Raw genomic sequence first — 24810 nt, 5'->3', positions numbered from 1 at the left:
CCTAGCGCCCCAGATACACTTCGACCACCCGCTCGTTCGACGACACCTGGTCGATCGAACCTTCGGCGAGCACCGAGCCCTCATGCAGGCAGGTCACCTTGACGCCAAGCTCGCGCACGAAGGTCATGTCGTGCTCGACCACCATGATGGTGTGGTTCCTGTTGATCTCCTTGAGGAGCTCGGCCGTGAGATGGGTCTCGACATCGGTCATGCCGGCGACCGGCTCGTCGACCAGCAGCACCTTCGGGTCCTGCGCCAGCAGCATGCCGATCTCGAGCCACTGCTTCTGGCCGTGCGACAGGCTGCCGGCGAGGCGGTTGCGCGCATCGGTCAGGCGGATGGTCTCGAGCACATTGTCGATGCGCTCGGACTCGGCCTTGCTGCCGCGCCAGAACAGCGTGCCGCGCACGGAATGATCGACATTGAGCGCGAGCAGGAGATTGTCCTGCACGGTCTGGCTCTCGAACACCGTCGGCTTCTGGAATTTGCGGCCGATGCCGAGCTCGGCGATACGGGTCTCGTCGAGGCGGGTCAGGTCGACGGTGCCGTCGAACAGCACGGTGCCCTCGTCCGGCTTGGTCTTGCCGGTGATGATGTCCATCATCGTGGTCTTGCCGGCGCCGTTCGGGCCGATGATGGCCCGCATCTCGCCGGGTTCGAGCGCCAGCGACAGATTGTTGATGGCGTGGAAGCCGTCGAACGAGACATGCACGCCGTCGAGGTAGAGTATGGCCGAAGTGGCGCGGGTGTCCATGACGTTCATCTGCCTACTCCGCCGGGTTCGGTGCGCCGATGCCGTCTTCGCGCGCGGCACTCTCGGCGTCGGGTGAGCTGCGCCGCGCCTTCAGCGGCTCCCACCAGGCGTTGAAGGTGCCGACGATGCCCTTGGGCAACAGCAGCGTGACCAGGATGAACAGCGCGCCTAGCATGAACAGCCAGTACGGCGCGAGCGGCCCCGAGGTGAAGAACGTCTTGGCGTAGTTGACGACGACGGCGCCGAGCGCCGCGCCGACCAGCGTGCCGCGGCCGCCGACCGCGACCCAGATCACCGCCTCGATCGAGTTGGCGGGTGCGAACTCACTGGGATTGATGATGCCGACCTGCGGCACGTACAGCGCACCGGCGACGCCGGCCATGCACGCCGACAGCGTGAACACGAACAGCTTGTAGGATTCGACACGATAGCCGAGGAAACGGGTCCGGCTTTCGGCGTCACGCACTGCGATCAGGACCTTGCCGAGCTTCGAGGTCACGATCACGCGGCAGATCAGGAACGCGATGATCAGCGCAAGGCAGCTCAGCAGGAACAGCGCCGCGCGGGTGCCTTCGGCCTGCACGTTGAAGCCGATGATGTCCTTGAAGTCGGTCAGCCCGTTATTGCCGCCGAAGCCGAAATCGTTGCGGAAGAACGCCAGCAGCAGCGCATAGGTCATCGCCTGCGTGATGATCGACAAATACACGCCGGTGACGCGCGAGCGGAAGGCGAGCCAGCCGAAGCAGAAGGCGAGCAGACCCGGCACCAGCAGCACCATCAGTGCCGCGAACCAGAACTTGTCGAAGCCGTACCAGTACCAGGGCAGCTTGCTCCAGTTCAGGAACACCATGAAGTCGGGCAGGATCGGGTTGCCGTAGACGCCGCGGCTGCCGATCTGGCGCATCAGGTACATCCCCATCGCGTAACCGCCGAGCGCGAAGAACGCGCCGTGGCCGAGCGAGAGGATGCCGCAATAGCCCCAGATCAGATCGATCGAGAGCGCGAGGATGGCGTAGCAGACATATTTGCCCCACAGCGCGACCAGATAGGTCGGCACCTGGAACATCGAGCCCTGCGGCAGCAGCAGGTTCGATAACGGGATCAGCACGCCGATCGCGGCGACGATCAGGACGAACGCGGTCGCGGCGCGGTCGAGCGAACGGGTGAGGATGTGCGGCGTCATGCTTCCACCGCCCGACCCTTGAGCGCGAACAGGCCGCGCGGCCGCTTCTGGATGAACAGGATGATCAGCACCAGGATCGCGATCTTCCCGAGCACCGCGCCGGCCATCGGCTCGAGGAACTTGTTGGCGATGCCGAGCGTGAAGGCGCCGACCAGCGTGCCCCAGAGATTGCCGACGCCGCCGAACACCACGACCATGAAGCTGTCGATGATGTAGCTCTGGCCGAGATTCGGGCTGACATTGTCGATCTGCGACAGCGCCACGCCGGCAATGCCGGCGATCCCCGAGCCGAGGCCGAAGGTCAGCGCGTCGACGCGCGAGGTGGCGATCCCCATCGAGGCCGCCATGCGGCGGTTCTGGGTCACCGCGCGCATCTCGAGTCCGAGAGCGGTGTAGCGCAGCATCGCCAGCAGGATGGCAAACACCGCGAGCGTGAAGCAGAGGATCCAGAGCCGGTTATAGGTGATAGTGATCTGGCCGAGCTCGAAGGCGCCGCTCATCCAGGAGGGGTTGCCGACCTCGCGGTTGGTCGGACCGAACGCGGTGCGCACCGCCTGCTGCAACACCAGGGACAGGCCCCAGGTCGCGAGCAGCGTCTCCAGCGGACGGCCGTAGAGGAAGCGGATGATGGTGCGCTCGATCACGACACCGATCAAGCCGGCGACCAGGAAGGCGAGCGGCACCGCGATCAGCAGCGAGTAGTCGAACAGCGCAGGATAGCGGCTGCGGATCACCTCCTGCACCACGAAGGTGGTGTAGGCCCCGAGCATCACCATCTCGCCATGCGCCATGTTGATGACGCCCATCACGCCGAAAGTGATGGCAAGCCCGATCGCGGCGAGCAGCAGCACCGAGCCGAGTGACAGGCCGTACCAGGCATTCTGCACCATCGACCACATCGCCAGATTGCTCTGGATCGAGGACACCGCGCTCGCGGCCGCGCTGGCGACCAGCGGCGGCTGGTCGGCGCCGAGCCCGGTGAGCAGCGCCAGCGCCTCCTGATCGCCACGCGCCTTGACCACGGCGACGGCGTCGAGCTTGTCGCTGTCGGATGCGTCCGACTTGAACAGGATGATGGCGGCGCGCGCCTCGGCGAAGGCCTGCTTGACCGACTTGACGCTCTCCTTGGCGAGCGCGCTCTCGACCGTCGGCAGCACATTCTCCTCGTGGCTCTTGAACACCGACTGCGCGGCGGCGAGGCGCTTGGCCGGATCCGGCGACAGCAGCGTCAGGCCGCCGAGCGCGGCCTCCACGGTGCGGCGCAGGCGGTTGTTGAGGCGGACGGCGGCGGCGTTGTCGGGGAGCTTGTCGTCGACGGCAGCCCCCGTGGCGGCGTCGACGATCTTGCCGTCGGTCCGCGTGATGAAGACCTTCTTGCTGTCGGGATCGGCCGAGAGCCGGCCGTCCTGCAACGCGCTGATGATGGGCGAGGCCAGCGCATTGCCCGACGCGGCGACCTCGCCGATCGCAGCCTCTGTGTCGGAGAACTCGTCATTGGCGAATTTGGCGACCGAATCCTCGAACGGACCGGCCAGCGCCGGCACAGCAAGGCAGCTCAGCAGCACGATCGAGAGAAACAGCGCACGAAAACGATCAATACAATTGGCGAACACGTCAGTACCCCGGCAGGAGTGTGAGGAGAAGGCGGCGAGCTGTGCCGCCTTCTCCAGGTTCTTGGATGGTTGTGTTGTGTCGTTGTTCAGGTCAGGAGCTCAGGAGCCCTATTGTCAGGAACCCTGGCCGCCGCACTTGTTGGTCTTGGTGTTGAAGTTGCCACACTTCTTGCCGACCCAATCGCCGATCAGGTCCTTGGAGCCCTCGAGCTCCTTCGACCAGGCGTCGCCGGCCACCAGGCCCGGGGTCTTCCAGACCACGTCGAACTGGCCGTTGCCCTTGATCTCGCCGATGAACACCGGCTTGGTGATGTGATGGTTCGGCAGCATGTGCGACACGCCGCCGGTCAGGTTCGGCGCCTCGATGCCGGGAAGCGCATCGATCACCTTGTCCGGATCGGTCGACTTCACCTTCTCGACCGCCTTCACCCACATGTTGAAGCCGATGTAGTGCGCTTCCATCGGATCGTTGGTCACGCGCTTCGGGTTCTTGGTGTAGGCCTGCCACTCCTTGATGAACTTCTCGTTCGCCGGGGTCTTGATCGACTCGAAGTAGTTCCAGGCGGCGAGATGGCCGAGCAGCGGCTTGGTGTCGATGCCGGCGAGCTCTTCCTCGCCGACCGAGAACGCGACCACCGGGATCTCGGTCGCCTTGATGCCCTGGTTGCCGAGCTCCTTGTAGAACGGAACGTTGGCGTCGCCGTTGATGGTGGAGACCACCGCGGTCTTCTTGCCGGCCGAGCCGAACTTCTTGATGTCGGCCACGATCGTCTGCCAGTCGGAGTGACCGAACGGCGTGTAGTTGATCATGATGTCGTCCTGGGCGACGCCCTTCGACTTCAGATAGGCTTCCAGGATCTTGTTGGTGGTGCGCGGATAGACGTAGTCGGTGCCGGCCAGCACCCAGCGCTTCACCTTCTCTTCCTTCATCAGATAGTCGACCGCCGGGATCGCCTGCTGGTTCGGCGCCGCGCCGGTGTAGAACACGTTGCGCTCGGACTCCTCGCCCTCATACTGTACCGGGTAGAACAGGATGTTGTTCAGCTCCTTGAACACCGGGAGCACGGATTTGCGCGACACCGAGGTCCAGCAGCCGAACACGACCGCGACCTTGTCCTTGGTGATCAGCTCGCGGGCCTTTTCGGCGAACAGCGGCCAGTTCGAAGCGGGGTCGACCACGACGGGCTCGAGCTTCTTGCCGAGCACGCCGCCCTTCTTGTTCTGCTCGTCGATCAGGAAAAGGATCGTGTCCTTCAGCGTGGTTTCGCTGATGGCCATGGTGCCCGACAGCGAGTGAAGGATGCCAACCTTGATGGTGTCGTCAGCCGCTTGCGCGGGCGCGAGGGACGAGGACGCAGCCAGACCCAAAACCAGGCCGGCCGTCGCCGCGAGCGCGCGGCGGCGGGTCATCGTCGTTATTTTGTGAGAAAGCTGAGTAAGCATGAAATGTCGTCTCCCTGACGCAGGCGTGGAACGCTGCGAACGGCCGCTTGGCCGCCTGCGGTTAAGGGAATCGCAAGAACTGTGCCACGGTGCGCAAGCCCCGTAAGCCGATGAACCGGCTGGATAATTTCATCGGTTCCGGGCAAATACGGAAGCCGCCTGCCCAATCATTGAGCCGCCAACTTGACTGCCGAAAGAGCAATCAGATTATTTTGTAGGCAAAATCGCCGTCTTGGCTAAATTTACGGCATCGATTTGTGACAGTTTGCGCGATGGTTCAGCGAACTCCAGGCACCAAGAACGGCGATCTCATCTTGAAACCGCCCAGTTCCTGGTCCATATCCTCGCCATGCCCGCGACATCGCGGTGCCTTCGCGAGCTGCGTGTTCAAGCTGCCCCAAGCGGCTTCTGGCTCGCCTTTCAGCTAACCCAGCTTGACGCCCCAGACACGCGGGTGTCCCCGAATGCCTTCCTGCGCTTCCGGCCGATATGGGCCGGGACGACGACGGCTTTTATGGAAAGAACCACCTTTTGACCTCCTTTCAGGATTTCGGCCTCGCCGATCCCATCGCCCGCGCGCTCCGAGAAGAAAATTATCTCACGCCGACCCCCATCCAGGCCCAGACCATCCCGCTAGCCCTTGCCGGTCGCGACGTCGTCGGCATCGCCCAGACCGGCACCGGCAAGACCGCCTCCTTCGCGCTGCCGATCCTGCACCGGCTGCTCGAGAACCGCGTGCGCCCGCAGCCCAAGAGCTGCCGCGTGCTGGTGCTCTCGCCGACCCGCGAACTATCCGGGCAGATTCTCGACAGTTTCAACACCTATGGCCGCCACATCCGGCTGTCCTCGACGCTCGCCATCGGCGGCGTGCCGATGGGCCGCCAGGTCCGTTCCCTGATGCAGGGCGTCGAGGTGCTGGTCGCCACCCCCGGCCGCCTGCTCGATCTCGTGCAGAGCAACGGCCTGAAGCTCAACCAGGTCGAGTTCCTGGTGCTCGATGAAGCCGACCGCATGCTCGACATGGGGTTCATCAACGACATCCGGAAAATCGTCGCCAAGCTGCCGATCCGGCGCCAGACGCTGTTCTTCTCGGCCACCATGCCCAAGGACATCGCCGAGCTCGCCGAGGCGATGCTGCGCGACCCGGCCCGCGTGGCGGTGACGCCGGTGGCCTCGACGGTGGATCGCATCGCCCAGCGCGCGATCCAGGTCGATTTCGCGGCCAAGCCGACGGTTCTCGCCCAGTTGCTGAAGCAGGAGCCGGTCAACCGCGCCCTGGTCTTCACCCGCACCAAGCACGGCGCCGACAAGGTGGTGAAAAGCCTCGCCAAGGCCGGCATCGAGGCCAATGCGATCCACGGCAACAAGTCGCAGAACCACCGCGAGCGCACGCTGGCGGCGTTCCGTTCCGGCGAGATCCGCACGCTGGTGGCGACCGATATCGCCGCCCGCGGCATCGACGTCGACGGCGTCAGCCACGTGGTGAATTTCGACCTGCCCAACATCCCGGAGACCTACGTCCACCGCATCGGCCGCACGGCGCGCGCCGGCGCCGACGGCGTCGCGATCTCGCTGATCGCCGGTGCCGAGGAGATGGGCTATCTGCGCGATATTGAGCGGCTGATCCGGATTACCGTGCCGCGGGAAGACCGCCGCACACAGGGCGGCCGCGAGGCCGCCGCGCCGGCGCAGGCCACCCACCCGCACCGGGGCGGCCGCTCCGCGCCCCGTGCACATAATGTCCGTGGGAATGAGGCCGCTCCGGGCGCAAAAGGCCCTCGCCGCCGCCGCCGTCGAGGTGGTAATAATGGCGCGCCGCAGACGAGCCGGGGCGAGTCGCCGCGTCCGTCGCAGGCCGGCAACAGCGAAGGCATTCAGGGCGTCGCCTTCTTGCATCGCGAGAGCCGGCCGAATTCGCAACCCAACCGCAACAACCGACCGAAGCACTAGCCGTCGCTCGATCTGGAGAAACATATGGCTAAGGAAGAGCTGATCCAGTTCGAAGGACTGGTGACCGAAATCCTCCCCGACGCTCGTTACCGGGTGCAACTCGATGCCGGGCACGAGATCGTCGCCTACACCGCCGGCAAGATGAAGAAAAACCGCATCAAGACGCTGGCCGGCGACCGTGTTACGATCGAAATGTCGCCCTACGATCTCGAAAAAGGGCGCCTGATCTTCCGGCACAAGGACGAACGTCCGAGCGGCGCGCCCGGCGGCCCGCCGCGGGGCGGAGCCCAGCGCGGCGGCCAGTTCCGCCGCCGATAAGCGGGGTATTGCAACCGCTGCGGGCATGACGTCCTGATGTCCTGCGCACAATTGGCCGGCGGCTGCGCCGGCCAAAAAATCGCGCACGTCAGGATTGTTTTCAGGATTGTTTTGAAGCCTTCTATCGAATAATATCCTACCCATCGATTTTCGGCCGGACGACATTAGCCAATACCGGTACAGCCGGTTCAGACGCTGACGACCCTTCCAAAAATTCGATCTCACCACCCCGCCGATCAGCGGGTCTTGAACTTGTATATCTGAGAAGGGACTACCCACGTGAGCATGGGAACCGTGAAGTGGTTTAACGCGACCAAGGGCTACGGCTTTATCCAGCCGGATGAAGGCGGGAACGACGTGTTCGTGCACATCAGTGCAGTCGAGCGCGCCGGCCTTGGCACTCTGCGTGAAGGCCAGAAGATCTCCTACGAGATCGTGGCTGACCGCCGTTCCGGCAAATCCTCGGCCGACAATCTGCGCGCCGCCGGATAAGCCGATTTCCCGGGAGCGCGAAGCTCCAGGAAATTGTCGCTAAAGCATCAAGGGCCGCACCTTCGGGTGCGGCCCTTTTTGTCTGGATTGCCAACCGGCGTCCGCGTCGTTCGAAAGCTCTAGAGCTTTTCCCGTTCCGATGGAATCGGAACGGGGCTCTAGATTCTTGTTTTGACGCGTTTTCTCCACGCGAACCGGTATCCACTTCGCTCGAAAACGCTCTAATAGGTCGAGCAGGTCGTCGGCATCGTGGCAGACGTCGGGGCGTAGAACACGCAAACCGACTGCCGCGGCCTTGTGAAGGCGACATCGGTGAGATTGATGCCGCTCTTGGCCATCACATAGCCGACCGTCGGAACGTATTTGTAGCTGACTTCGCTGAAGATCAGATAGGTGCCCGCAACCAGCAGCGCCGCCGGAACGACGCTGGTCACGACATCACCCTGGCTGCGGCTCGAGGCCGTCAATGTGGCCTGCGTGGCGCCCGTCGCCATCACCCCCGCCTTGCTCCACTGGATCCGCGCGACCTTCGAGGCATCGACGTAGATCTCCGACAAGGTGACCTTGGTCGGCGTCGGATCGTACGGCGTCATGATGCCGACGCTTGCACTGAAGAAGTTCTGCAGGTCGGCATCCACCACCTGCGTCGACTGCGAGGTCAGGTCCGAAGCGGCGCGCGCCATAAGCGTGACCTTGCGGTCGACCGCGACACCGGATGAAAACTCGACGGTGCCGAAGAACAGCACCAGCATCAGCGGCAGGACGAAAGCGAACTCGACGGCAGCAAGGCCCCGGCGGTCATTGCAGAGGGCCACGACGGAGCGCAGCAAGGCCGCTGCCTGGGTTTTCATGACGTTGCTCATGAGCATGTCGCCCCGGCGGTCCCGGATGGCTCGTTCTTGAATGTCGCGGTCGCGGTCAGCAGCCGCTTGCCATTGGCGAGGTTGGCGACATTGAAGCCAAGCTTGGTGACGAACAGCGGCCACTGATAGAACAGCCGGACCACCACGACGTCGCCGTCCTTGCCGGGACACCATTTCATGGCCGGAATGAATGCGTTGTTGGAATCGATTGGAGGCGCGATGTTGACGCTGCTGAAGCCCGTCGCAGCGGGATAGCTGCGCACGTCGACCGATATGCCGTTGGCGCAATCGAACAGCGGGTTGACCTGGCCGCAGACGAAGTCCTTGAACTGCTGCTGGGTATAGCTGGCGCCCTGCGCCTGACCGGTCATGATCATGCGCGCCGAATCCTGCGTCACCGTCTCCAGCACCTGGCTCGCAAAGAAGATCATCGCCACTTCGATGATCGCAAACAGCAGTCCGAAAAACAGCGGCGCGACCATCGCGAATTCGACCGCGGTCGCGCCACGGCGGTTTCTGCGAAAGCGATGGAGGAGGCGCGTGAAAGAATGAGCGGGTAGCGGCATCAACGACCCCGGATCAACATAGCGGCAACAACTACCCAAGACTCATTGTCGAAGTATTTCGCCGGATCGAGACAGGGCGACCCGATCCGTCAGGCCTTTCTTAACCATGTCGGATGAACCGCCTGCGGCAGGCGGCTGCCCCGGCGTGCGAAGCGCCGGCGCGGACACGCGCTAGTTCTGCGGCTTCGCGGCCGCGCCCGAGCCGGAGGCCTGGCTGTTGAGCGAGCCGGCCTGGTCCATGGTCGACTTGAAGTAGGTCTCGCCGTCGCCGAGGGTGATGCGACGCTGGCAGACCGGCATGCAGCTGTAGGTCTCGCGATCGACGCCGCGATAGACGGTGACAAGCTGGTCGGTCGGACCTTCGACCTGGATCTGGCGATCCACCAGCACCTGGCCGGTGCGGTCGAGTGCGATGAAGTTGGTCGCGCCGTAGCCCTTGCCGGTCACGACGACAACACCGCCATTCTGCAGGGTGACGTCGGCGATCAGCGGGTTGCCGACCACGATGGTGGAGATGCCGCCGGGCAGCTTGACGAGCTTGGCCTGATCGACATTGACCGCAATCCGGTCCGGATCCGGCGCTGCCGTTGCGAATGCGGGCCACAGCAGAACGGCTGCGGCCAGCGAGATGAATCCAATGCGCGCGACGGCGCCAATACGCTGGAATTGAAACGACATACCTTACCCCGGGACGTTAACAAGCCGGCAAAAGCGATACGCAGCGGACCGGCGCCCGACGCAGGCAAATCTGACGGCAATTCATTTAAGAAGAGCAAAAATCGACCGCTGAATTGCGCGGATGTCACGACTTCCGGAACGGATCGACCAACGGCCCGGTGATCCCGCGGAAAAACGCCCCCGCGGGGACCGCCGCCTAGCCGGCACCACGCACATGCACCACCACGCGATGGTCGGAGTAGAGGCGCTGCCATCCATCGATGTGATCGAGAAACTTGGAGGCGGGCGTTGCTGGATCGAGCATCACCGCATCGATTCTGTAGGTCTTGAGCAGGTCGAGGAAGCCGTTGACGTCCTTGAGCTGGAGCGCACGGTAATACGCCATCTCGAATTTCTCGCCGTAAAGCTCGGCACGGCCGTCGACGAACACCGGCACCTGGCGCCAGATCAGATAGCCGCCGAACTGCAGATCATTGAGCACGCGCTGCACGTTTTGCGCCTTCAGCGCGTCGACGGCGGCAGCGGGCGAATGGATCGTCGGCGGCGACATGTCCCGACGCGCCGCGATGAACCAGGTCGCGGCGCAGAGCACGGCGATCAGCATCACGGCCGGCGTGGCCTTCAGCCGGACCACGCTTGCGGCACGCAGGCCGAACTGGGTTGCCACCGGCGTCAGCACAGCCAGCGGCAACAGCAGGGCGAAGAGCTCGAGATTCCTGACATGGGATAGCGCCATGTGCAGCAGGCCCAGCGCCAGGGCGATCCGCGGCAGCGGCAGCTTCACCCCGCAATAGAGCGCCCCCCCGATCAGGCCGAGAATGGTCAGCTCGAATGCATCGACGTGGCTGAAACTCGCCGGCATCCACTCCGTGATGAGATGCAGCAGTTCACCGAGGCTGAGAATCTTCAGCGAGGCGAGGATCGTTCCCCAGCCATAGGGCGTCACGCAGCACGCGGCCAGCGCGCCGAGGCCGAATGCGGCCCAGCGCAGCGCCAGCGGCAATCTTTGCGCCGGCGCGGCGTTCCACAGCGCATCGAGCGCGAAGGCGCCGGCCAGCACCAGGCCAAACAGAAAGCCGCCATGCAGATTGGCCCAGAGCGCGATCAACGGCAGCAGCCAGAACGAGGGGGCCTCGCGGCGTTCGCTGGCGACCATCAGGCCGCTCGCCCAGACCATCATGATCGGCAGCGCAAGCACATGCGGACGGGCCAGCAGATGCCCGCAGGTCAACACCAGCGCCGCCAGCGCGATCAGGCTCGCATGGATTGCCGGCAGCGCACGGCCGAGGATGGCGGTGAGCAGCGCGAAGGTGGCGGCACCGCAGGCCGCGGCCAGCACCGCAGGCCCGGTCCACCCGGCAAGGTCGTAGGCCTTCGCGAACAGGACCTGCGCCAGCCACGACGACGACACCCAAGGCTCACCCGCTTTCGTGAAGGAATAGATATCGACCGACGGCAATGCGCGGTGGTCGAGGATCCACCGGCCGACGGCAATCTGCCAGTAGGTGTCGGAATCGGCGAGCAGCCTGTCGCCGACGACCAGCAGCAACGCATAGACGCCGCACGCGATCCAGAACCAGGCCGGGACTTCGGCGAACACCGAGGCCCGCGCCTGTGGGATGGTTGCGGTCTCAGCACTCATGCGCGCGCAGTCCGGTCAATGACGGAACGGATAGGCCAGCTGTCCGCCGATTTCGGCCGGCACGCCCTGCTCGGCGTCGACGCCGTAATCATCCGGAAGCTTGCCTTCGGGCATGCGGAATGTCCCGAACAGAATGTCCCAGAGCGGAAACGTGCCGGCGAAATTGGTGTCGCCACCCTCCTCGAGCGCGGTGTGATGCCAGCGATGAAACACCGGCGTGGCGATCACATATTTGAACGGGCCGAGCGTCCAGTTCAGGTTGGCGTGCACGAAGGCGGAATGGAATGTGGTGAAGGGACCGACCCACAGCATGATGTTCGGCGAGATGCCGGCCATCAACAGGATCACGTCGACCGAGATCGTGCCGATCAGCAGATTGACTGGATGGAAGCGCGCCGCCGAGATCCATTCGAGATCCTCGGAGGAATGATGAATGGCGTGGTACTTCCAGAAGCCGCCGCCGTGAAACATCCGGTGCAGCCAATACAGCATGAAGTCGGAGGCGACCAGGAAGATGATCGATTGCAGCCAGAGCGGCAGCTGCGCCAGCGGGCCGTGTCCGTTCTCGTAGAACGAGATCAGCTCGTCGGCACCGTGCACATCGAACACCGCGGCCGCGCCCACCACCAGCAGCCCGATCCGCAGCACGCGGGCGAATACCGGCACGAAGAACCAGTAGCAGATGTCCGTGACCAGCCCGCGCTTCTGCCACCACGGCTTGCCGGGATTGCAGGCCCAGAAGTGGGTCAGCACCGTGAAGAACAGCGCGAGGCCGATCGTGATCGGCACCACCCTCATCATCGTCTGGCCGAGCATCTCGATGACTTCGATCGGAAGGGTGGACATGGCAGCCTCATACTACGGAAGCCCCATGGGTATAGATGTGCGCTTAAGGAGCCGTGAATAGGCGCCGGATGTCTGGTCGCAGCAACAATCCGCAATTTTAGCGGACCGTTTAATGCCAAATTTACTGTGCGCAACATCAGCGGGTTCCCGCAGAGTTTATGCGATCAAATTAACTGCGCCGAAATCGTCCAACACTAGGGTGCCGCAATGGTCACGGTGCTGAGAACGCCGGCGAGACCAAATCTAGTTCGACCAGCCACGTGTACACAGGAGTGATTTTATGAAGAACCTCGTTTCGCGCTTCGTGAAGGACGAATCGGGCGCGACCGCCATCGAGTACGGCCTGATCGCCACCGGTATCGCCATCGCGATCATCGCTGCAGTCAACGGCGTCGGCACGAAGCTCTCGGGTACCTTCAACTCGATCTCGGGCTCGCTGAAGTAAGCCGGCTTCGACGAATTCGCAGCAAAGGTCCCGGCAATCCCGGGACCTTTGCTATTTGTCGGGGGCCGATCGGCAGCCTCTGTTGAAGGTGCCGGCAATCCTTTTCCGATTGTTCACCATTGGCCGCTAGCGTCGGGTCTCGACCGCAGCTCCAGCTTGACGGCATGAATTCATGATCCTCGACATCGCACGCTTGATGCTGTTTCCGGCCCTGATGGCCTTTGCGGCGGCGAGCGATCTTCTGACCATGACGATCCCGAACCGGATTTCGCTGGCACTGGTGGCGGGCTTCTTTGTCCTGGCGCCGCTGACCGGGATGGGCGTCCACGAGATCCTCACCCATGCCGGCGCAGGCGCGCTGGTTCTCGTGGTGGCGTTCGGCATGTTCGCGATGGGCTGGGTCGGCGGCGGAGACGCCAAGGTCGCGGCCGCCGCCAGCCTGTGGTTCGGGTTCGAGCACCTGCTGCCCTATCTGGTCTTTGCCTCGCTGTTCGGCGGTGCGCTGACCGTGCTCTTGCTGCAGCTGCGGCAATGGCCGCTGCCCTACCCGCTCGCGTCCCAGGCCTGGCTCAGCCGCCTGCACGACAAGCAGACCGGCATTCCCTACGGCATCGCACTCGCTCTCGGCGCCCTCCTGATCTATCCCGAGACGGACTGGATCAAGACGATCGATCTCGCGCACTTCGCCATGCGCTGAGAAAGCAGCGGTAACCGCCCGTTAAGGCGATTTAGATACGCCTCATTAACCATGCTTTGACGAATAGCTGGTCAACTCCCATCACGGCGGCGGCAGCGTCGCGGCGTCATGTGGAAAGTGAAGCGTAATGGATAAGGCCCGCATTCTGGTCCTGGCAATTGCAGGCTGCGCCGGCCTTGCGGCGCTTTATTTGGCGAGCGGAAGCGACGACAAGCCGGCGGCTCCTCCGCCAGTTGCGCAGCTGCCGACCGTCGACATCCTGGTCGCGCGTAGCGACATCGGCCTCGGCCAGGCAGTGAAGGCCGAAGATCTGCAGTGGCAGACCTGGCCGGCGGCGACCGCCAGCGCCAGCTTCATGCGCAAGGACAGCCACGCCGACGCCATCAAGGACGTCACCGGCTCGATCGCGCGCGCCCCGTTCATCCAGGGCGAGCCGATCCGCGAGCAGAAGCTCGTCAAGGCCGACGGAAGCGGCTTCATGGCCGCGATCCTGCCGACCGGCATGCGCGCGGTATCGACTGAAATCTCTCCCGAGACCGGTGCCGGCGGCTTCATCCTGCCGAATGACCGGGTCGACGTCCTGCTGTCGAAGCGCGACAAGAATCCCGACCGCAACGGCGCCGACATCGTCAATTCCGAGGTCATCCTGACCAATATCCGCGTCCTTGCGATCGACCAGGCGCCGAAGGAGAAGGACGGCACCAACGCACTGATCGGCAAGACGGTGACGCTGGAGCTGAAGCCTGACCAGACCGAGACGCTGGCGCGCGCGCGCCAGAGCGGCGTCCTGTCGCTGGCGCTGCGCAGCATCGCCGACAACAACGGGACCGACGTCAGGACCGAGGACAACCACCAGAGACGCGGTGAGACGATCAACGTCATCCGCTTTGGCGTTGCCAACCAGGCAACGATGCAGAAGTGACCATGAGGACACAGGTGATGAAGGGCGGGGCAACTCAACGGACGATGCGGGCCTTCATGGTCCGCGCATTGTCGTTCTCGGCCGTCGCGGCGCTCACGCTCAACCCGGCACTGACGCCGGTGGTGGCGGGCGACTACCGCGCCGCTCCCGCCGCGGCCGACGGCCAGATGAACGCCCGCTTCCTCTCACTCGGCGTCGGCAAATCGGTGGTGATCGATCTGCCGAGGGACATCAAGGACGTGCTGGTCGCCGATCCCAAGATCGCCAATGCCGTGGTCCGCTCGGCGCAACGCGCCTACATCATCGGCGCGACGGTCGGCCAGACCAACATCGTGTTCTTCGACGCCGCCGGCCAGCAGATCGCGGCCTATGACATCGCGGTCAAGCGCGACCTCAACGGCGTGCGCGCGGCCCTGCGCGCAGCGCTGCCGAATGCCGATATCCAGATCGAGGGTGTCGGCGAGGGCGTCATGCTGACCGGAAGCGCGGCGAGCCCGATCGAAGCGCAGCAGGCCGGCGAGATCGCCACGCGGCTGGTCGGCAGCGCCGACAAGGTCGTGAACTCCATCACGGTTCGCGGCCGTGACCAGGTGATGCTGAAGGTGACAGTCGCCGAAGTCTCGCGCAGCCTGATCAAGCAGCTCGGTATCGACCTCACCGCGAACCTCAACTACGGCACCACCGTGGTGAAGTTCACCAACAACAACCCGTTCACGGCGAACAACGCACCGCTGGTGCCCGGTAACGCCCTCACCACATCGTTCGGCGCCGCTCCATCGGTGTCGGCGACGCTACGCGCCATGGAAAGCGCAGGCGTGGTGCGGACGCTCGCCGAGCCGAACCTGACTGCGATCTCCGGCGAATCGGCGACCTTCATCTCGGGCGGCGAATTTCCAATTCCGACCGGCGTGACCTGTCAGACGACGACGGGAGGCGCGATCGGGAATTGCGTTCAGACCGTCAGCTTCAAGAAATTCGGCATTTCGCTCAACTTCACGCCCGTGGTGCTGACCGAGGGACGGATCAGCCTGCGCGTGATGACGGAAGTGTCGGAAGTCTCGACCGAGAACTCGCTGACCGGCGGCGCCGGCGGAACGACGATCCCCTCGATCAAGACCCGGCGCGCCGAGACCACGCTGGAAATTCCCTCGGGCGGTTCGATGGCGATGGCCGGCCTGATCCAGGACCAGACCAAGCAGGCGATCAATGGCCTTCCCGGGCTGGCGTCGCTGCCGGTGCTCGGAACGCTGTTCCGCAGCCGGGACTTCGTCAACAACCAGACCGAGATGATGGTGCTGGTGACGCCCTATGTCGTTCGCGCGGTGGCGCAGAAGGACCTGTCGCGTCCGGATGACGGCTTCGCCAACGCGTCCGATCCGCAGGCCGACCTGCTGGGCAGCATCAATCGCGTCTATGGCGTGCCCGGCCGCACCGAGCCGGCGCGGAATTACCGCGGCACCTACGGCTTCATTACGGACTGAGGCGGACGATGACACAGACCACATCCAGGACATCCGCCGGTTACCAGCGCGGCATCGCCCTCGCCGGAGCGCTCGTCAGCCTCGCGATGACGCTCGGCGCCTGCCAGCACGCCGCCGACAACAGTTTCGCGATGGTGAACGCGCCGGCCGACTATCGCCAGCGTCACCCGATCGCGGTCACCGAGGCTGATCGCTCGATCGTGGTCTTCGTCGGCCGCAGCCGCGGCGGCCTGACTGCGGAGCAGCGCGCCGAGGTGATGGGGATGGCGCAGGACTGGATGCGCGAGGGGACCGGCGCCGTCACCATCGACGTTCCCGCCGACACGCCGAACGCACGGACCGCCCAGGAATCGCTGCGCGAGATCCAGGCCACGTTCGCCGCCGCCGGCGTGCCGCCGCGCGGGATCCTGGTTCGCAAATACCGTCCCGAGGATCCGCGCCAGATGCCCGCGATCCGCGTGAACTATCCAAAGATGAAAGCGGTCGCCGGGCCGTGCGGCCTCTGGCCGGAAGATCTCGGCCCGTCGATCCACAACGGGTCCTACATCGAGAACAAGCAGTACTACAATTTCGGCTGCGCCAATCAGCGCAACCTCGCAGCCATGGTCGAAGACCCGACCGACCTCGTGCAGCCGCGCGCGGAGACCCCTGCCTATACGTCGCGTCGCAACATCGCCTTCGACAAGTATCGCAAGGGCACCACCACCGCCACGAGTTATCCCGAGTCCGACAGGGCCAAGCTAAGCGACACAGGAAAATGATCACCTACGCGCAGCAAAACTCCGAAGAGCAGACGGACGCCCCGCCGCAGGCCGTGGACGACCATATTGCTCCGGCGCCACGGGTTTCGGTCCAGGCGTTCTGCGAAACGGTCGAGACCGCTGCCGCCGTGCAGTCGGCGGGCGAGGATCGCCGGCTGGCCAAGGCTCACCTCAAGATCCAGATGGGCGGCATGGCTGCCGCCATCGAGGCCTATCGCTCGGCGCCGACGCCCAATGTCATCATCCTCGAGACCGAGGGCCGCGGCGACATCCTGGCCGGCCTCGATCAGCTCGCAACGGTGTGCGACGCCGGCACCCGCGTGGTCGTGATCGGCCGCGTCAACGACGTGACGCTGTATCGCGAGCTGGTGCGCCGCGGCGTCAGCGATTACGTGATTGCGCCGGCCCATGCGATCGACGTGGTGCGCGCGGTCTGCAACCTGTTCTCGGCGCCGGAAGCCAAGGCGGTCGGCCGCATCGTCGCCGTCGTCGGTGCCAAGGGCGGCGTCGGCGCCTCGACCATCGCCCACAATGTCGCCTGGGCGATTGCCCGCGATCTGGCGCTTGATTCCGTGGTCGCCGACCTCGACCTCGCCTTCGGCACCGCCGGCCTCAACTACAACCAGGATCCCGCGCAAGGCATCGCCGACGCCGTGTTCTCGCCGGACCGCGTCGATACCGCCTTCGTCGACCGTCTGCTGTCGAAATGCACCGACCATCTGAGCCTGCTGGCAGCGCCGGCCACGCTCGACAAGGTCTACGATTTCGGCGCCGAGGCGTTCGATGCGATCTTCGATACGCTGCGGACCACGATGCCCTGCATCGTGCTCGACGTGCCGCATCAATGGTCCGGCTGGACCAAGCGCGCGTTGATCGCGGCCGACGACATCCTGATCGTGGCGGCGCCCGACCTCGCCAATCTGCGCAATGCCAAGAACATGTTCGACCTGCTGAAGGCGTCGCGGCCCAACGACCGCGCACCGCTGTATTGCCTCAACCAGGTCGGCGTGCCGAAGCGTCCCGAGATCGCGGCCGGTGAGTTCGCCAAGGCGATCGAAAGCCAGCCGATCGCCGCCATCCCGTTCGATCCGCAGATCTTCGGTTCGGCCGCCAACAACGGCCAGATGATCGCCGAGATTTCCGCCAATCACCGCGCGGTCGAGATGTTTCTGCAGATGGCGCAGCGGCTGACAGGCCGCGGCGAGACCAAGAAGCCGAGGGGGTCCTTCCTGTCGCCCCTGCTCGAAAAGCTGCGGTCCAAATAGTGGTCCGCGTGGAGTCACGACGTCGTGTTTGGTAAGCGTAGCGGAAACGATGGGGACGTGCGGGCACCCAAGCCCGCGTTTCAGGCGCCGGAACCTGCCGGCGCGCCGGCGATGTCGCGCGAGTCCGCCACACCGGCGATCTCGTCGCCGCCGCTGGCACCCAGCAAGCCACCGCCTGCCCCCGCCGTCGAAGCCCGCCGCTCGGACAACTACTACCAGGTCAAGGCGACGATCTTCGGCGCCCTGATCGAGGCGATCGACCTTGCCCAGCTCGCCAAGCTGGACAGCGAATCGGCGCGCGAGGAAATCCGCGACATCGTCAACGAGATCATCGCGATCAAGAACATCGTGATGTCGATCGCCGAGCAGGAGGAGCTGCTCGACGACATCTGCAACGACGTGCTCGGCTACGGTCCTCTGGAGCCGCTGCTGTCGCGCGACGACATCGCCGACATCATGGTCAACGGCGCAGGCACCGTGTTCATCGAAGTCGCCGGCAAGATCCAGCGCACCGGCATCCGCTTTCGCGACAACCAGCAGCTGCTCAACATCTGCCAGCGCATCGTCAGCCAGGTCGGCCGGCGCGTCGACGAATCCTCGCCGATCTGCGACGCCCGCCTCGCCGACGGTTCGCGCGTCAACGCCATCGTGCCGCCGCTGGCGATCGACGGGCCCGCGCTCACCATCCGCAAATTCAAGAAGGACAAGCTGACGCTGGAGCAGCTCGTCAAGTTCGGCGCGATCACCCCCGAAGGGGCGACCATCCTGCAGATCATCGGCCGCGTCCGCTGCAACGTGATCATCTCCGGCGGCACCGGCTCGGGCAAGACCACGCTGCTGAACTGCCTGACCAACTATATCGAGCACGACGAACGCATCATCACCTGCGAAGACGCCGCCGAGCTTCAGCTGCAGCAGCCGCATGTGGTGCGGCTGGAAACCCGGCCGCCGAACATCGAGGGCGAGGGGCAGGTGACGATGCGCGAACTGGTCCGCAACTGCCTGCGTATGCGCCCGGAGCGCATCATCGTCGGCGAAGTCCGCGGACCCGAAGCGTTCGACCTGTTGCAGGCCATGAACACCGGTCACGACGGCTCGATGGGCACGCTGCACGCCAACAATCCGCGCGAAGCACTGTCGCGCTGCGAATCCATGATCACCATGGGCGGCTTCTCGCTTCCGTCTCGCACCATTCGCGAGATGATCTGCGCCTCGGTCGACATCATCGTGCAGGCCGCGCGCCTGCGCGACGGTTCGCGCCGCATCACGCACATCACCGAGGTGATGGGGATGGAAGGCGATACCATCATCACCCAGGATATCTTCCTCTACGACGTGGTCGGGGAAGACGCCAACGGCAAGATCATCGGCAAGCACCGCTCGACCGGCATCGGCCGGCCGCGCTTCTGGGAACGTGCGCGCTACTACAATGAAGAGAAGCGGCTTGCGGCGGCGCTGGATGCCTCCGACGCGCCGGCGCCGGTCTAGGGGAACGCAGGATGCAAATGCAAACTCTGGCTCTCGCCTTCCTCGCCGCCACGACGGTGGGCGGCATCGCCTGGGTCTTCCTGTACCCCTACCTTTCGGGGGAGAAGAAGGCCGAGTCCCGGCGCGCATCGGTGGCGCGCAGCGAACCCACGACGACACGAAATGCCGACCGCACGCAGCGCTCCCGCCGCGAGCAGGTCGAAGGATCGTTGAAGGAGCTCGAGGCGCGGCGACAGAAGGACAAGAGGGTCCCGCTCGGCGTGCGGATCTCGCAGGCTGGACTGGGGTGGTCGGAGCAGAAGTTCTGGATGATTTCCGGCGCTCTCGGCCTGTTCGGGTTTGGCGCGGCGTTCCTGGCCGGCGGCGGCATGCTCGGCGCGGCAGGCATCGGCTTTGCCATGGGTCTCGGCGCGCCGCGCTGGCTGCTTGGCTTCCTGAAGAAGCGGCGGGAAAAGGCTTTCCTGAAGGCACTGCCTGACGCCGTCGACGTCATCGTGCGCGGCATCAAGGCCGGCCTGCCACTGTTCGAATCGCTCAAGGCGGTCGTCAACGACGCGCCGGAGCCGCTGCGCAGCGAATTTCTCGCCATCATCGAAACCCAGGCGATCGGCATGCCGCTCGGCGAAGCCTGTTCCCGGCTCTACGAGCGGATGCCGCTGCCGGAGGCCAACTTCTTCGGCATCGTGATCGCGATCCAGCAGAAGTCCGGCGGCAATTTGTCGGAAGCGCTCGGCAATCTGTCGAGGGTGCTGCGCGACCGCAAGAAGATGGCCGAGAAGATCCAGGCGATGTCGATGGAGGCGAAGGCCTCCGCCGCCATCATCGGCTCACTGCCGCCGATCGTCATGATCCTCGTGTTCCTGACGACGCCGGACTACATCGCCCTGCTGTGGACGAATTCGATGGGCCAGCTCATGCTGGTCGCCTGCGCGATCTGGATGTCGATGGGCGTGCTGGTGATGAAGAAGATGATCAATTTCGATTTCTGACGGTGCAGCATGATTGATTTTCTGGTCGCCAAGCTCCACGACGTCAGGTTCATGACCATGCTGCTTGCCTTCTTCGCGGCAAGCGCGACGGTCTACACGCTGGTGATGCCGCTGCTCGCCGGCGGCGATCTCAACAAGCGCATGAAGGCGGTCGCCAGCGAGCGCGAGCGTCTGCGGCAGCGCGAGCGCGAACGTCTGTCCAAGACCGAGAAGGTGGCGCTGCGGCAGTCGCCGAAGCAGGTCGTCTCCCGGGTGGTGGACGATCTCAACCTCACCAAATGGCTGGCCCAGGAAGCGGCGCTCGAGAAGCTGGTGATGGCGGGCTATCGCGGCCACGCTCCCTACGTCACCTTCCTGTTCGCCCGCGCGGTGACGCCGATCGTGATGCTGCTCGGCGCGATCATCTATACGTTCTTCATTGCCGGCGCGAACTGGTCGCTCACGCTCAAGATCGGCATTTGCGTCGGCGCGGCCTATGCCGGCCTGCAGGCGCCGATGCTGTTCCTGAAGAACGCGATCGCCAAGCGTCAGCTCCAGATCAAGCGCGCCTTCCCGGATTCGCTCGATCTGCTGCTGATCTGCATCGAGTCGGGCATGTCGGTCGAGGTCGCGTTCCGGAAAGTGGCCAACGAGATCGCCGGGCAATCGGTCGCGCTGTCGGAGGAGTTTGCGCTGACGACCGCGGAACTGTCCTATTTGCAGGATCGCAAGACCGCCTACGAGAACCTGGCGCGCCGCACCGGCCTCGAAGGCGTGAAGTCGGTGTGCATGGCCTTGCAGCAATCCGAACGCTACGGCACGCCGCTCGGCCAGAGCTTGCGCGTGATGGCGCAGGAGAACCGCGACATGCGGATGAACGAGGCCGAGAAGAAGGCCGCAGCACTGCCGCCGAAGCTGACGGTGCCGATGATCCTGTTCTTCCTGCCCTGCCTGTTCATCGTGATCCTCGGGCCGTCCTACATCAAGATCGCCACGATGCATTGAGTTGCCTCGCCTGCGCCGGCTGCCTCTCTCTCCTTCCCCCTGAAAGGGGGAAGGCCGGGATGGGGGTCAGCCGCAGACACCGCTCCTCGTGGAGAGATGATCCCTACCCGCTTTGCTCTCACGAGCAAAGCGACCTCCCCTTTTCAAGGGGAGGTGGAGCTGCCGCGTTTGGTTTAGTCGTCCTTGGCGACGACCGGCGCCGCACGCGACGCGGTCCGCGGCCCGTCCTTGCGGTTGAGCATGTCGCGGAGATAGGCGACGTTGGCCGCCGCCTCATCCGACGGCAGGTCGGCCTTGACGATCGTTTCCGCCTCCGCGAAGCGGCCCTGCAGGCCGACGACCAGCGCAAGGTTCTGCCGGATCCGGGTGTCGGCGCGAGCGCTGGCATAGGCCTGGCGCAGCGTCTCTTCCGCCTTCGGCAAATCCTTGGTCAGCATGTAGGACAAGCCGAGATTGGACAGCACCGACGGCTCGTCCGGAGCCAGCCTGAGCGCACTGGCGTAATAGCGCCGCGCCTCCTCGTGCCGGTTCATCTTGTCGAGCGTGGTGCCCTGCACGGACAGGATCCGCCAGTCCGGATTGTCCGGGCTGTGCGCGCGGCTCAGCACGTCGAATGCAGCCTGCGAATTGCCGTTGTCGGCCAGCGCGCGGCCATAGGCGGCGAGCAGCGCCTTGTTGCCGGGGTTGGCGATCGTGGCCTGCTCGAGCACGGCGCAGGCCTGCGAGCGCTGGCCGGTCATGCGCAGGGCCTGGCCGTAGGCGACCGCGGCGGCGACATCCTTGGGATTCTTGCGATAGCGCTCGCCATAGGCCTCGACGGCGCGGCGCGGATCATCGGGCGTGGGATCGGACCGGGACGTGATCGATCCCGCCACGTCGGACATGGTCTGGCAACCGCCAAGCCCGGCGGCCAGGACCGCCAGAAAGGCTGCGGAAGCGAGATGCCGGGTCAGATTGGACTGTCGACACATGGCACTGTGACTCACGAAATCGGGCGAACGGTTCCAGCCGAGCGTGCCAGCAATAGACTGTTAACCCTAACGTCTGGTTAACTGGCGTCGCCGGCAGCCGACGCTCCGGTTCCGGCCCTGCATGTCGCGTGAACGGTTGGCGCGCTACCATCCGCGGCGAAAGGCGTGTAGTAGCCCACCAACGACGCCAGAACAGCCGAGAGCCGCATGCCATCCGTGTTCGAGACCGCGCCCACGACCGCCGCCACGCCGATCACCTTCGTCACCAAGGCGACATGGGATGCGATTCAGGGCGAGCTGCCGGCGCCGGCGCGCCAGTTCGCGGCGGCCAATGGCTTCGTGGCCAAGGCGGGAAAATTGCTCGTCCTGCCGGCGGCAGACGGCGGCATCGCGCAGGTGCTGTTCGGTCTCGAGGACGCCGACCACAAGGCGCGCGATCCGTTCCGGCCCGGCGCTCTGCCCGGCCTGCTGCCGCCGGGCGTCTACCGCTTCGCCAATGCGCCGCACGACACCAGACTTGCCGCACTCGCCTTCGCGCTCGGCTGCTATCGCTTCGGCCGCTATCGCGCCAACAAGGTCCCCGAGGTCCGCCTGGTACCGCCCGACGGCGTCGACACGGCGGAGATCACCCGGATGGCGGATGCCGCGGCGCTGGCGCGCGACCTCATCAACACGCCGTCCAACGACATGGGACCGGCCGAGCTCGCCGAGGTGGCGCGCGACCTCGCGACGCGGTTCGGTGCTGCCTTCAATTGCGTCGACGGCGACGAGCTCGCGCAGAACTTCCCGCTGATCCACGCCGTCGGCATGGCGTCGACGCGGCCGCCGCGATTGATCGAGCTGAGCTGGGGCGACCCCGCCCATCCGAAGGTGACGCTGGTCGGCAAGGGCGTCTGCTTCGACACCGGCGGGCTCGATCTCAAGCCTTCGAGCGGCATGCTCATCATGAAGAAGGACATGGGCGGCGCCGCCAACGTGCTGGCGCTGGCCCAGATGGTGATGGACGCGAAGCTCAAGCTGCGGCTGCGCGTGCTGATCCCGGCGGTCGAGAACGCGGTTGCCGGCAACGCGTTCCGCCCGCTCGACATCTTCAAGTCGCGCAAGGGCATCACCGTCGAGATCGGCAACACCGACGCCGAAGGGCGGCTGGTGCTCGCCGACGCGCTGGCGCTCGCCGACGAGGAGACGCCCGATCTTTTGGTCGACCTGGGCACGCTGACCGGCGCCGCGCGGGTGGCGCTGGGCCCGGATCTGCCGCCGTTCTACACCAATGACGAGGCGCTCGCCGGCGACGTCGCATCTTGTGCGAAGAGCGAGAATGACCCGTTGTGGCGGATGCCGCTGTGGCCGGCCTACGACGCCTGGCTCGACTCCAAGACCGCCGACATCACCAACGCACCGTCAGGCGGTTTCGCGGGCTCGATCACCTGCGCGCTGTTCCTGCAGCGCTTCGTCGAGCACGCGAGGAGCTGGCTGCACGTCGACATCTACGGCTGGACGCCGTCGGCAAAGCCCGGCCGTCCCGAAGGCGGCGAGTGCCAGGCGGCGCGCGCGATCTACAAATTCCTGAGCCAGCGCTATGCATGACCCCCGTCTGACGCCGGCCCGCGACGACCTCGCGGCGAAGTATCTGGAGGGCAAGGTCAAGGCGTTGCGCTTCGTCGAAGGCGAAGTGCTCGAGGTCGGCGAGGCCATCGCGCCGCTACGCCAGGCGCCGGCGAGCGATGCCGAACAGATGACGCAGGCGCTCCGGGGCGAGCGCGTCACGGTGTACGATCGCAACGGCGAAGGCTGGGCCTGGGGCCAGCTCGCCGATGACGGCTATGTCGGCTGGATTCCCGAGGCCGCGCTGGCCAAGCCCGGCGCCGCCCCGACGCACAAGGTCACGGCGCTGCGCACGCTGGCGTTTCCGGGCCCGTCGATCAAGCTGCCGCCGGTCGAGGCACTGGCGATGGGGACAAAGCTCGCCATCGTCCGCGAGGACGGTGCGTTCGCGGTGACCCGCGAGGGCTGGCATCTGCCACGCCAGCATCTCGCGCCGCTCGACACGATGGCAGGTGATTTCGTTGCGATCGCCGAGCAATTCGTCGGCTCACCCTATCTGTGGGGCGGCAAATCGAGCCTCGGGATCGATTGCTCTGGCCTGGTGCAGATCGCGCTGACCGCCGCCGGCACCGGCTGCCCGCGCGACAGCGACATGCAGCAGGAAGGCCTCGGCCGCGAATTGACGACCGCGGAATCCAAGCAGCTGCAGCGCGGCGACCTGATGTTCTGGAAGGGCCATGTCGCCATCGTGCGCGACGCGACAACGATCGTGCACGCCAACGCGCATCACATGGCAACGGTGGTGGAGAACACGCAGGCCGCGATCGCGAGGATCAGAGCGGCCGGCAGCGACGTGCTGGCGGTCAAGCGGCTTTAACGGGATGCCGTAGGATGGGTAGAGCGAAGCGAAACCC

The 24810-nt window shown here is 65.0% G+C and carries 24 protein-coding genes; 14 read left to right on the top strand and 10 right to left on the bottom strand.

Translation table 11 applies throughout. The annotated features are described in order from the left end of the window. Position 1 precedes the first annotated feature (1 nt). The 4 genes from urtD to urtA form a co-directional block, all read right to left on the bottom strand. Complete coding sequence (urtD, locus tag J6525_RS13960) at positions 2–763, bottom strand: urea ABC transporter ATP-binding protein UrtD (protein WP_225645094.1); 762 nt, start codon at positions 761–763, stop codon at positions 2–4. Between the two features lie 4 nt (positions 764–767). Then, positions 768–1937, bottom strand: coding sequence for an urea ABC transporter permease subunit UrtC (urtC, locus tag J6525_RS13955; RefSeq protein WP_225645092.1), 1170 nt, complete (start codon positions 1935–1937; stop codon positions 768–770). Beyond that, entirely contained in the window at positions 1934–3535 is a 1602-nt protein-coding gene (gene urtB / locus J6525_RS13950; RefSeq protein ID WP_376708519.1) for an urea ABC transporter permease subunit UrtB, read from the bottom strand. The genes urtC and urtB overlap by 4 nt, the downstream gene beginning before the upstream one ends. 129 nt (positions 3536–3664) lie before the next feature. Then, the gene (gene urtA / locus J6525_RS13945; protein ID WP_376708505.1) at positions 3665–4960 is read right to left on the bottom strand and encodes an urea ABC transporter substrate-binding protein; all 1296 of its coding nucleotides are present in this window, start codon (positions 4958–4960) and stop codon (positions 3665–3667) included. Between the two features lie 522 nt (positions 4961–5482). Here urtA and J6525_RS13940 point away from each other — a divergent pair. The 3 genes from J6525_RS13940 to J6525_RS13930 all read left to right on the top strand — a co-directional run bounded on the left by J6525_RS13940 (position 5483) and on the right by J6525_RS13930 (position 7753). Beyond that, positions 5483–6943, top strand: coding sequence for a DEAD/DEAH box helicase (locus J6525_RS13940; RefSeq protein WP_511151883.1), 1461 nt, complete (start codon positions 5483–5485; stop codon positions 6941–6943). A gap of 24 nt (positions 6944–6967) precedes the next feature. After that, complete coding sequence (gene infA / locus J6525_RS13935) at positions 6968–7261, top strand: translation initiation factor IF-1 (RefSeq protein ID WP_016842649.1); 294 nt, start codon at positions 6968–6970, stop codon at positions 7259–7261. Positions 7262–7540: 279 nt separating this feature from the next. Continuing rightward, the gene (locus J6525_RS13930; RefSeq protein ID WP_016842648.1) at positions 7541–7753 is read left to right on the top strand and encodes a cold-shock protein; all 213 of its coding nucleotides are present in this window, start codon (positions 7541–7543) and stop codon (positions 7751–7753) included. A 221-nt stretch (positions 7754–7974) separates the two neighbouring features. On the opposite strand, the gene J6525_RS13925 is transcribed toward J6525_RS13930, so the two are convergent. From J6525_RS13925 to J6525_RS13905, 5 genes are all read right to left on the bottom strand, one after another. Next, entirely contained in the window at positions 7975–8604 is a 630-nt protein-coding gene (locus J6525_RS13925) for a TadE/TadG family type IV pilus assembly protein (protein WP_225645084.1), read from the bottom strand. A gap of 8 nt (positions 8605–8612) precedes the next feature. Continuing rightward, on the bottom strand, positions 8613–9182 hold the full coding sequence (locus tag J6525_RS13920) for a TadE/TadG family type IV pilus assembly protein (RefSeq protein ID WP_225161336.1): 570 nt from the start codon (positions 9180–9182) through the stop codon (positions 8613–8615). A 171-nt stretch (positions 9183–9353) separates the two neighbouring features. Continuing rightward, complete coding sequence (locus tag J6525_RS13915; RefSeq protein WP_057016118.1) at positions 9354–9860, bottom strand: pilus assembly protein N-terminal domain-containing protein; 507 nt, start codon at positions 9858–9860, stop codon at positions 9354–9356. Between the two features lie 196 nt (positions 9861–10056). Then, entirely contained in the window at positions 10057–11502 is a 1446-nt protein-coding gene (locus J6525_RS13910) for a hypothetical protein (RefSeq protein ID WP_225645082.1), read from the bottom strand. 15 nt (positions 11503–11517) lie between these two features. Beyond that, positions 11518–12348, bottom strand: coding sequence for a sterol desaturase family protein (locus tag J6525_RS13905; protein ID WP_225645079.1), 831 nt, complete (start codon positions 12346–12348; stop codon positions 11518–11520). A 280-nt stretch (positions 12349–12628) separates the two neighbouring features. Here J6525_RS13905 and J6525_RS13900 point away from each other — a divergent pair, with 280 nt between their 5' ends. The 9 genes from J6525_RS13900 to J6525_RS13860 all read left to right on the top strand — a co-directional run bounded on the left by J6525_RS13900 (position 12629) and on the right by J6525_RS13860 (position 21380). Then, positions 12629–12793, top strand: a complete 165-nt coding sequence (locus J6525_RS13900; protein WP_016842642.1) for a Flp family type IVb pilin — start codon at positions 12629–12631, stop codon at positions 12791–12793. A 172-nt stretch (positions 12794–12965) separates the two neighbouring features. Then, complete coding sequence (locus tag J6525_RS13895) at positions 12966–13490, top strand: A24 family peptidase (RefSeq protein WP_028334676.1); 525 nt, start codon at positions 12966–12968, stop codon at positions 13488–13490. 127 nt (positions 13491–13617) lie between these two features. After that, a complete protein-coding gene (gene cpaB / locus J6525_RS13890) occupies positions 13618–14412 on the top strand; it encodes a Flp pilus assembly protein CpaB (protein WP_225161339.1) in 795 nt (264 codons plus the stop codon). Between the two features lie 2 nt (positions 14413–14414). Beyond that, positions 14415–15893 (top strand): type II and III secretion system protein family protein, encoded by a 1479-nt coding sequence (locus J6525_RS13885; RefSeq protein ID WP_141341582.1) that lies wholly within the window; start codon positions 14415–14417, stop codon positions 15891–15893. A gap of 8 nt (positions 15894–15901) precedes the next feature. Then, positions 15902–16654 (top strand): CpaD family pilus assembly protein, encoded by a 753-nt coding sequence (locus J6525_RS13880; RefSeq protein ID WP_137476644.1) that lies wholly within the window; start codon positions 15902–15904, stop codon positions 16652–16654. Further along, entirely contained in the window at positions 16651–17919 is a 1269-nt protein-coding gene (locus J6525_RS13875) for a CpaE/TadZ family protein (RefSeq protein WP_018269598.1), read from the top strand. The genes J6525_RS13880 and J6525_RS13875 overlap by 4 nt, the downstream gene beginning before the upstream one ends. Before the next feature lie 24 nt (positions 17920–17943). Continuing rightward, entirely contained in the window at positions 17944–19407 is a 1464-nt protein-coding gene (locus J6525_RS13870) for a TadA family conjugal transfer-associated ATPase (protein ID WP_225645077.1), read from the top strand. An 11-nt stretch (positions 19408–19418) separates the two neighbouring features. Further along, positions 19419–20396 (top strand): type II secretion system F family protein, encoded by a 978-nt coding sequence (locus J6525_RS13865; RefSeq protein WP_092086635.1) that lies wholly within the window; start codon positions 19419–19421, stop codon positions 20394–20396. 9 nt (positions 20397–20405) lie between these two features. Next, positions 20406–21380, top strand: a complete 975-nt coding sequence (locus J6525_RS13860; RefSeq protein ID WP_225161343.1) for a type II secretion system F family protein — start codon at positions 20406–20408, stop codon at positions 21378–21380. A 173-nt stretch (positions 21381–21553) separates the two neighbouring features. On the opposite strand, the gene J6525_RS13855 is transcribed toward J6525_RS13860, so the two are convergent. Continuing rightward, positions 21554–22351, bottom strand: a complete 798-nt coding sequence (locus tag J6525_RS13855; RefSeq protein WP_225645076.1) for a tetratricopeptide repeat protein — start codon at positions 22349–22351, stop codon at positions 21554–21556. Positions 22352–22558: 207 nt separating this feature from the next. On the opposite strand from J6525_RS13855, the gene J6525_RS13850 reads away from it, so the two are divergent. After that, positions 22559–23938, top strand: a complete 1380-nt coding sequence (locus tag J6525_RS13850) for a leucyl aminopeptidase family protein (RefSeq protein ID WP_225645074.1) — start codon at positions 22559–22561, stop codon at positions 23936–23938. Continuing rightward, a complete protein-coding gene (locus J6525_RS13845; protein WP_225645072.1) occupies positions 23931–24773 on the top strand; it encodes a C40 family peptidase in 843 nt (280 codons plus the stop codon). Before J6525_RS13850 ends, J6525_RS13845 begins: the two co-directional genes overlap by 8 nt. Positions 24774–24810 lie beyond the last annotated feature (37 nt).

The organism is Bradyrhizobium australafricanum (assembly GCF_020329495.1).
GTDB lineage: Bacteria > Pseudomonadota > Alphaproteobacteria > Rhizobiales > Xanthobacteraceae > Bradyrhizobium > Bradyrhizobium australafricanum.
The sequence above is the reverse complement of the archived record's forward strand: the minus strand, read 5'-3'. Positions and strand labels throughout refer to the sequence as shown.

Coding starts and splice junctions, on each gene's coding strand:
- urtD (WP_225645094.1), bottom strand. CDS start 763: ATGAACGTCATGGACACCCGCGCCACTTCGGCCATACTCTACCTCGAC.
- urtC (WP_225645092.1), bottom strand. CDS start 1,937: ATGACGCCGCACATCCTCACCCGTTCGCTCGACCGCGCCGCGACCGCG.
- urtA (WP_376708505.1), bottom strand. CDS start 4,960: ATGACCCGCCGCCGCGCGCTCGCGGCGACGGCCGGCCTGGTTTTGGGT.
- J6525_RS13940 (WP_511151883.1), top strand. CDS start 5,483: ATGGGCCGGGACGACGACGGCTTTTATGGAAAGAACCACCTTTTGACC.
- infA (WP_016842649.1), top strand. CDS start 6,968: ATGGCTAAGGAAGAGCTGATCCAGTTCGAAGGACTGGTGACCGAAATC.
- J6525_RS13925 (WP_225645084.1), bottom strand. CDS start 8,604: ATGAAAACCCAGGCAGCGGCCTTGCTGCGCTCCGTCGTGGCCCTCTGC.
- J6525_RS13920 (WP_225161336.1), bottom strand. CDS start 9,182: ATGCCGCTACCCGCTCATTCTTTCACGCGCCTCCTCCATCGCTTTCGC.
- J6525_RS13915 (WP_057016118.1), bottom strand. CDS start 9,860: ATGTCGTTTCAATTCCAGCGTATTGGCGCCGTCGCGCGCATTGGATTC.
- J6525_RS13910 (WP_225645082.1), bottom strand. CDS start 11,502: ATGAGTGCTGAGACCGCAACCATCCCACAGGCGCGGGCCTCGGTGTTC.
- J6525_RS13905 (WP_225645079.1), bottom strand. CDS start 12,348: ATGTCCACCCTTCCGATCGAAGTCATCGAGATGCTCGGCCAGACGATG.
- J6525_RS13900 (WP_016842642.1), top strand. CDS start 12,629: ATGAAGAACCTCGTTTCGCGCTTCGTGAAGGACGAATCGGGCGCGACC.
- J6525_RS13895 (WP_028334676.1), top strand. CDS start 12,966: ATGATCCTCGACATCGCACGCTTGATGCTGTTTCCGGCCCTGATGGCC.
- cpaB (WP_225161339.1), top strand. CDS start 13,618: ATGGATAAGGCCCGCATTCTGGTCCTGGCAATTGCAGGCTGCGCCGGC.
- J6525_RS13885 (WP_141341582.1), top strand. CDS start 14,415: ATGAGGACACAGGTGATGAAGGGCGGGGCAACTCAACGGACGATGCGG.
- J6525_RS13880 (WP_137476644.1), top strand. CDS start 15,902: ATGACACAGACCACATCCAGGACATCCGCCGGTTACCAGCGCGGCATC.
- J6525_RS13875 (WP_018269598.1), top strand. CDS start 16,651: ATGATCACCTACGCGCAGCAAAACTCCGAAGAGCAGACGGACGCCCCG.
- J6525_RS13865 (WP_092086635.1), top strand. CDS start 19,419: ATGCAAATGCAAACTCTGGCTCTCGCCTTCCTCGCCGCCACGACGGTG.
- J6525_RS13860 (WP_225161343.1), top strand. CDS start 20,406: ATGATTGATTTTCTGGTCGCCAAGCTCCACGACGTCAGGTTCATGACC.
- J6525_RS13855 (WP_225645076.1), bottom strand. CDS start 22,351: ATGTGTCGACAGTCCAATCTGACCCGGCATCTCGCTTCCGCAGCCTTT.
- J6525_RS13850 (WP_225645074.1), top strand. CDS start 22,559: ATGCCATCCGTGTTCGAGACCGCGCCCACGACCGCCGCCACGCCGATC.
- J6525_RS13845 (WP_225645072.1), top strand. CDS start 23,931: ATGCATGACCCCCGTCTGACGCCGGCCCGCGACGACCTCGCGGCGAAG.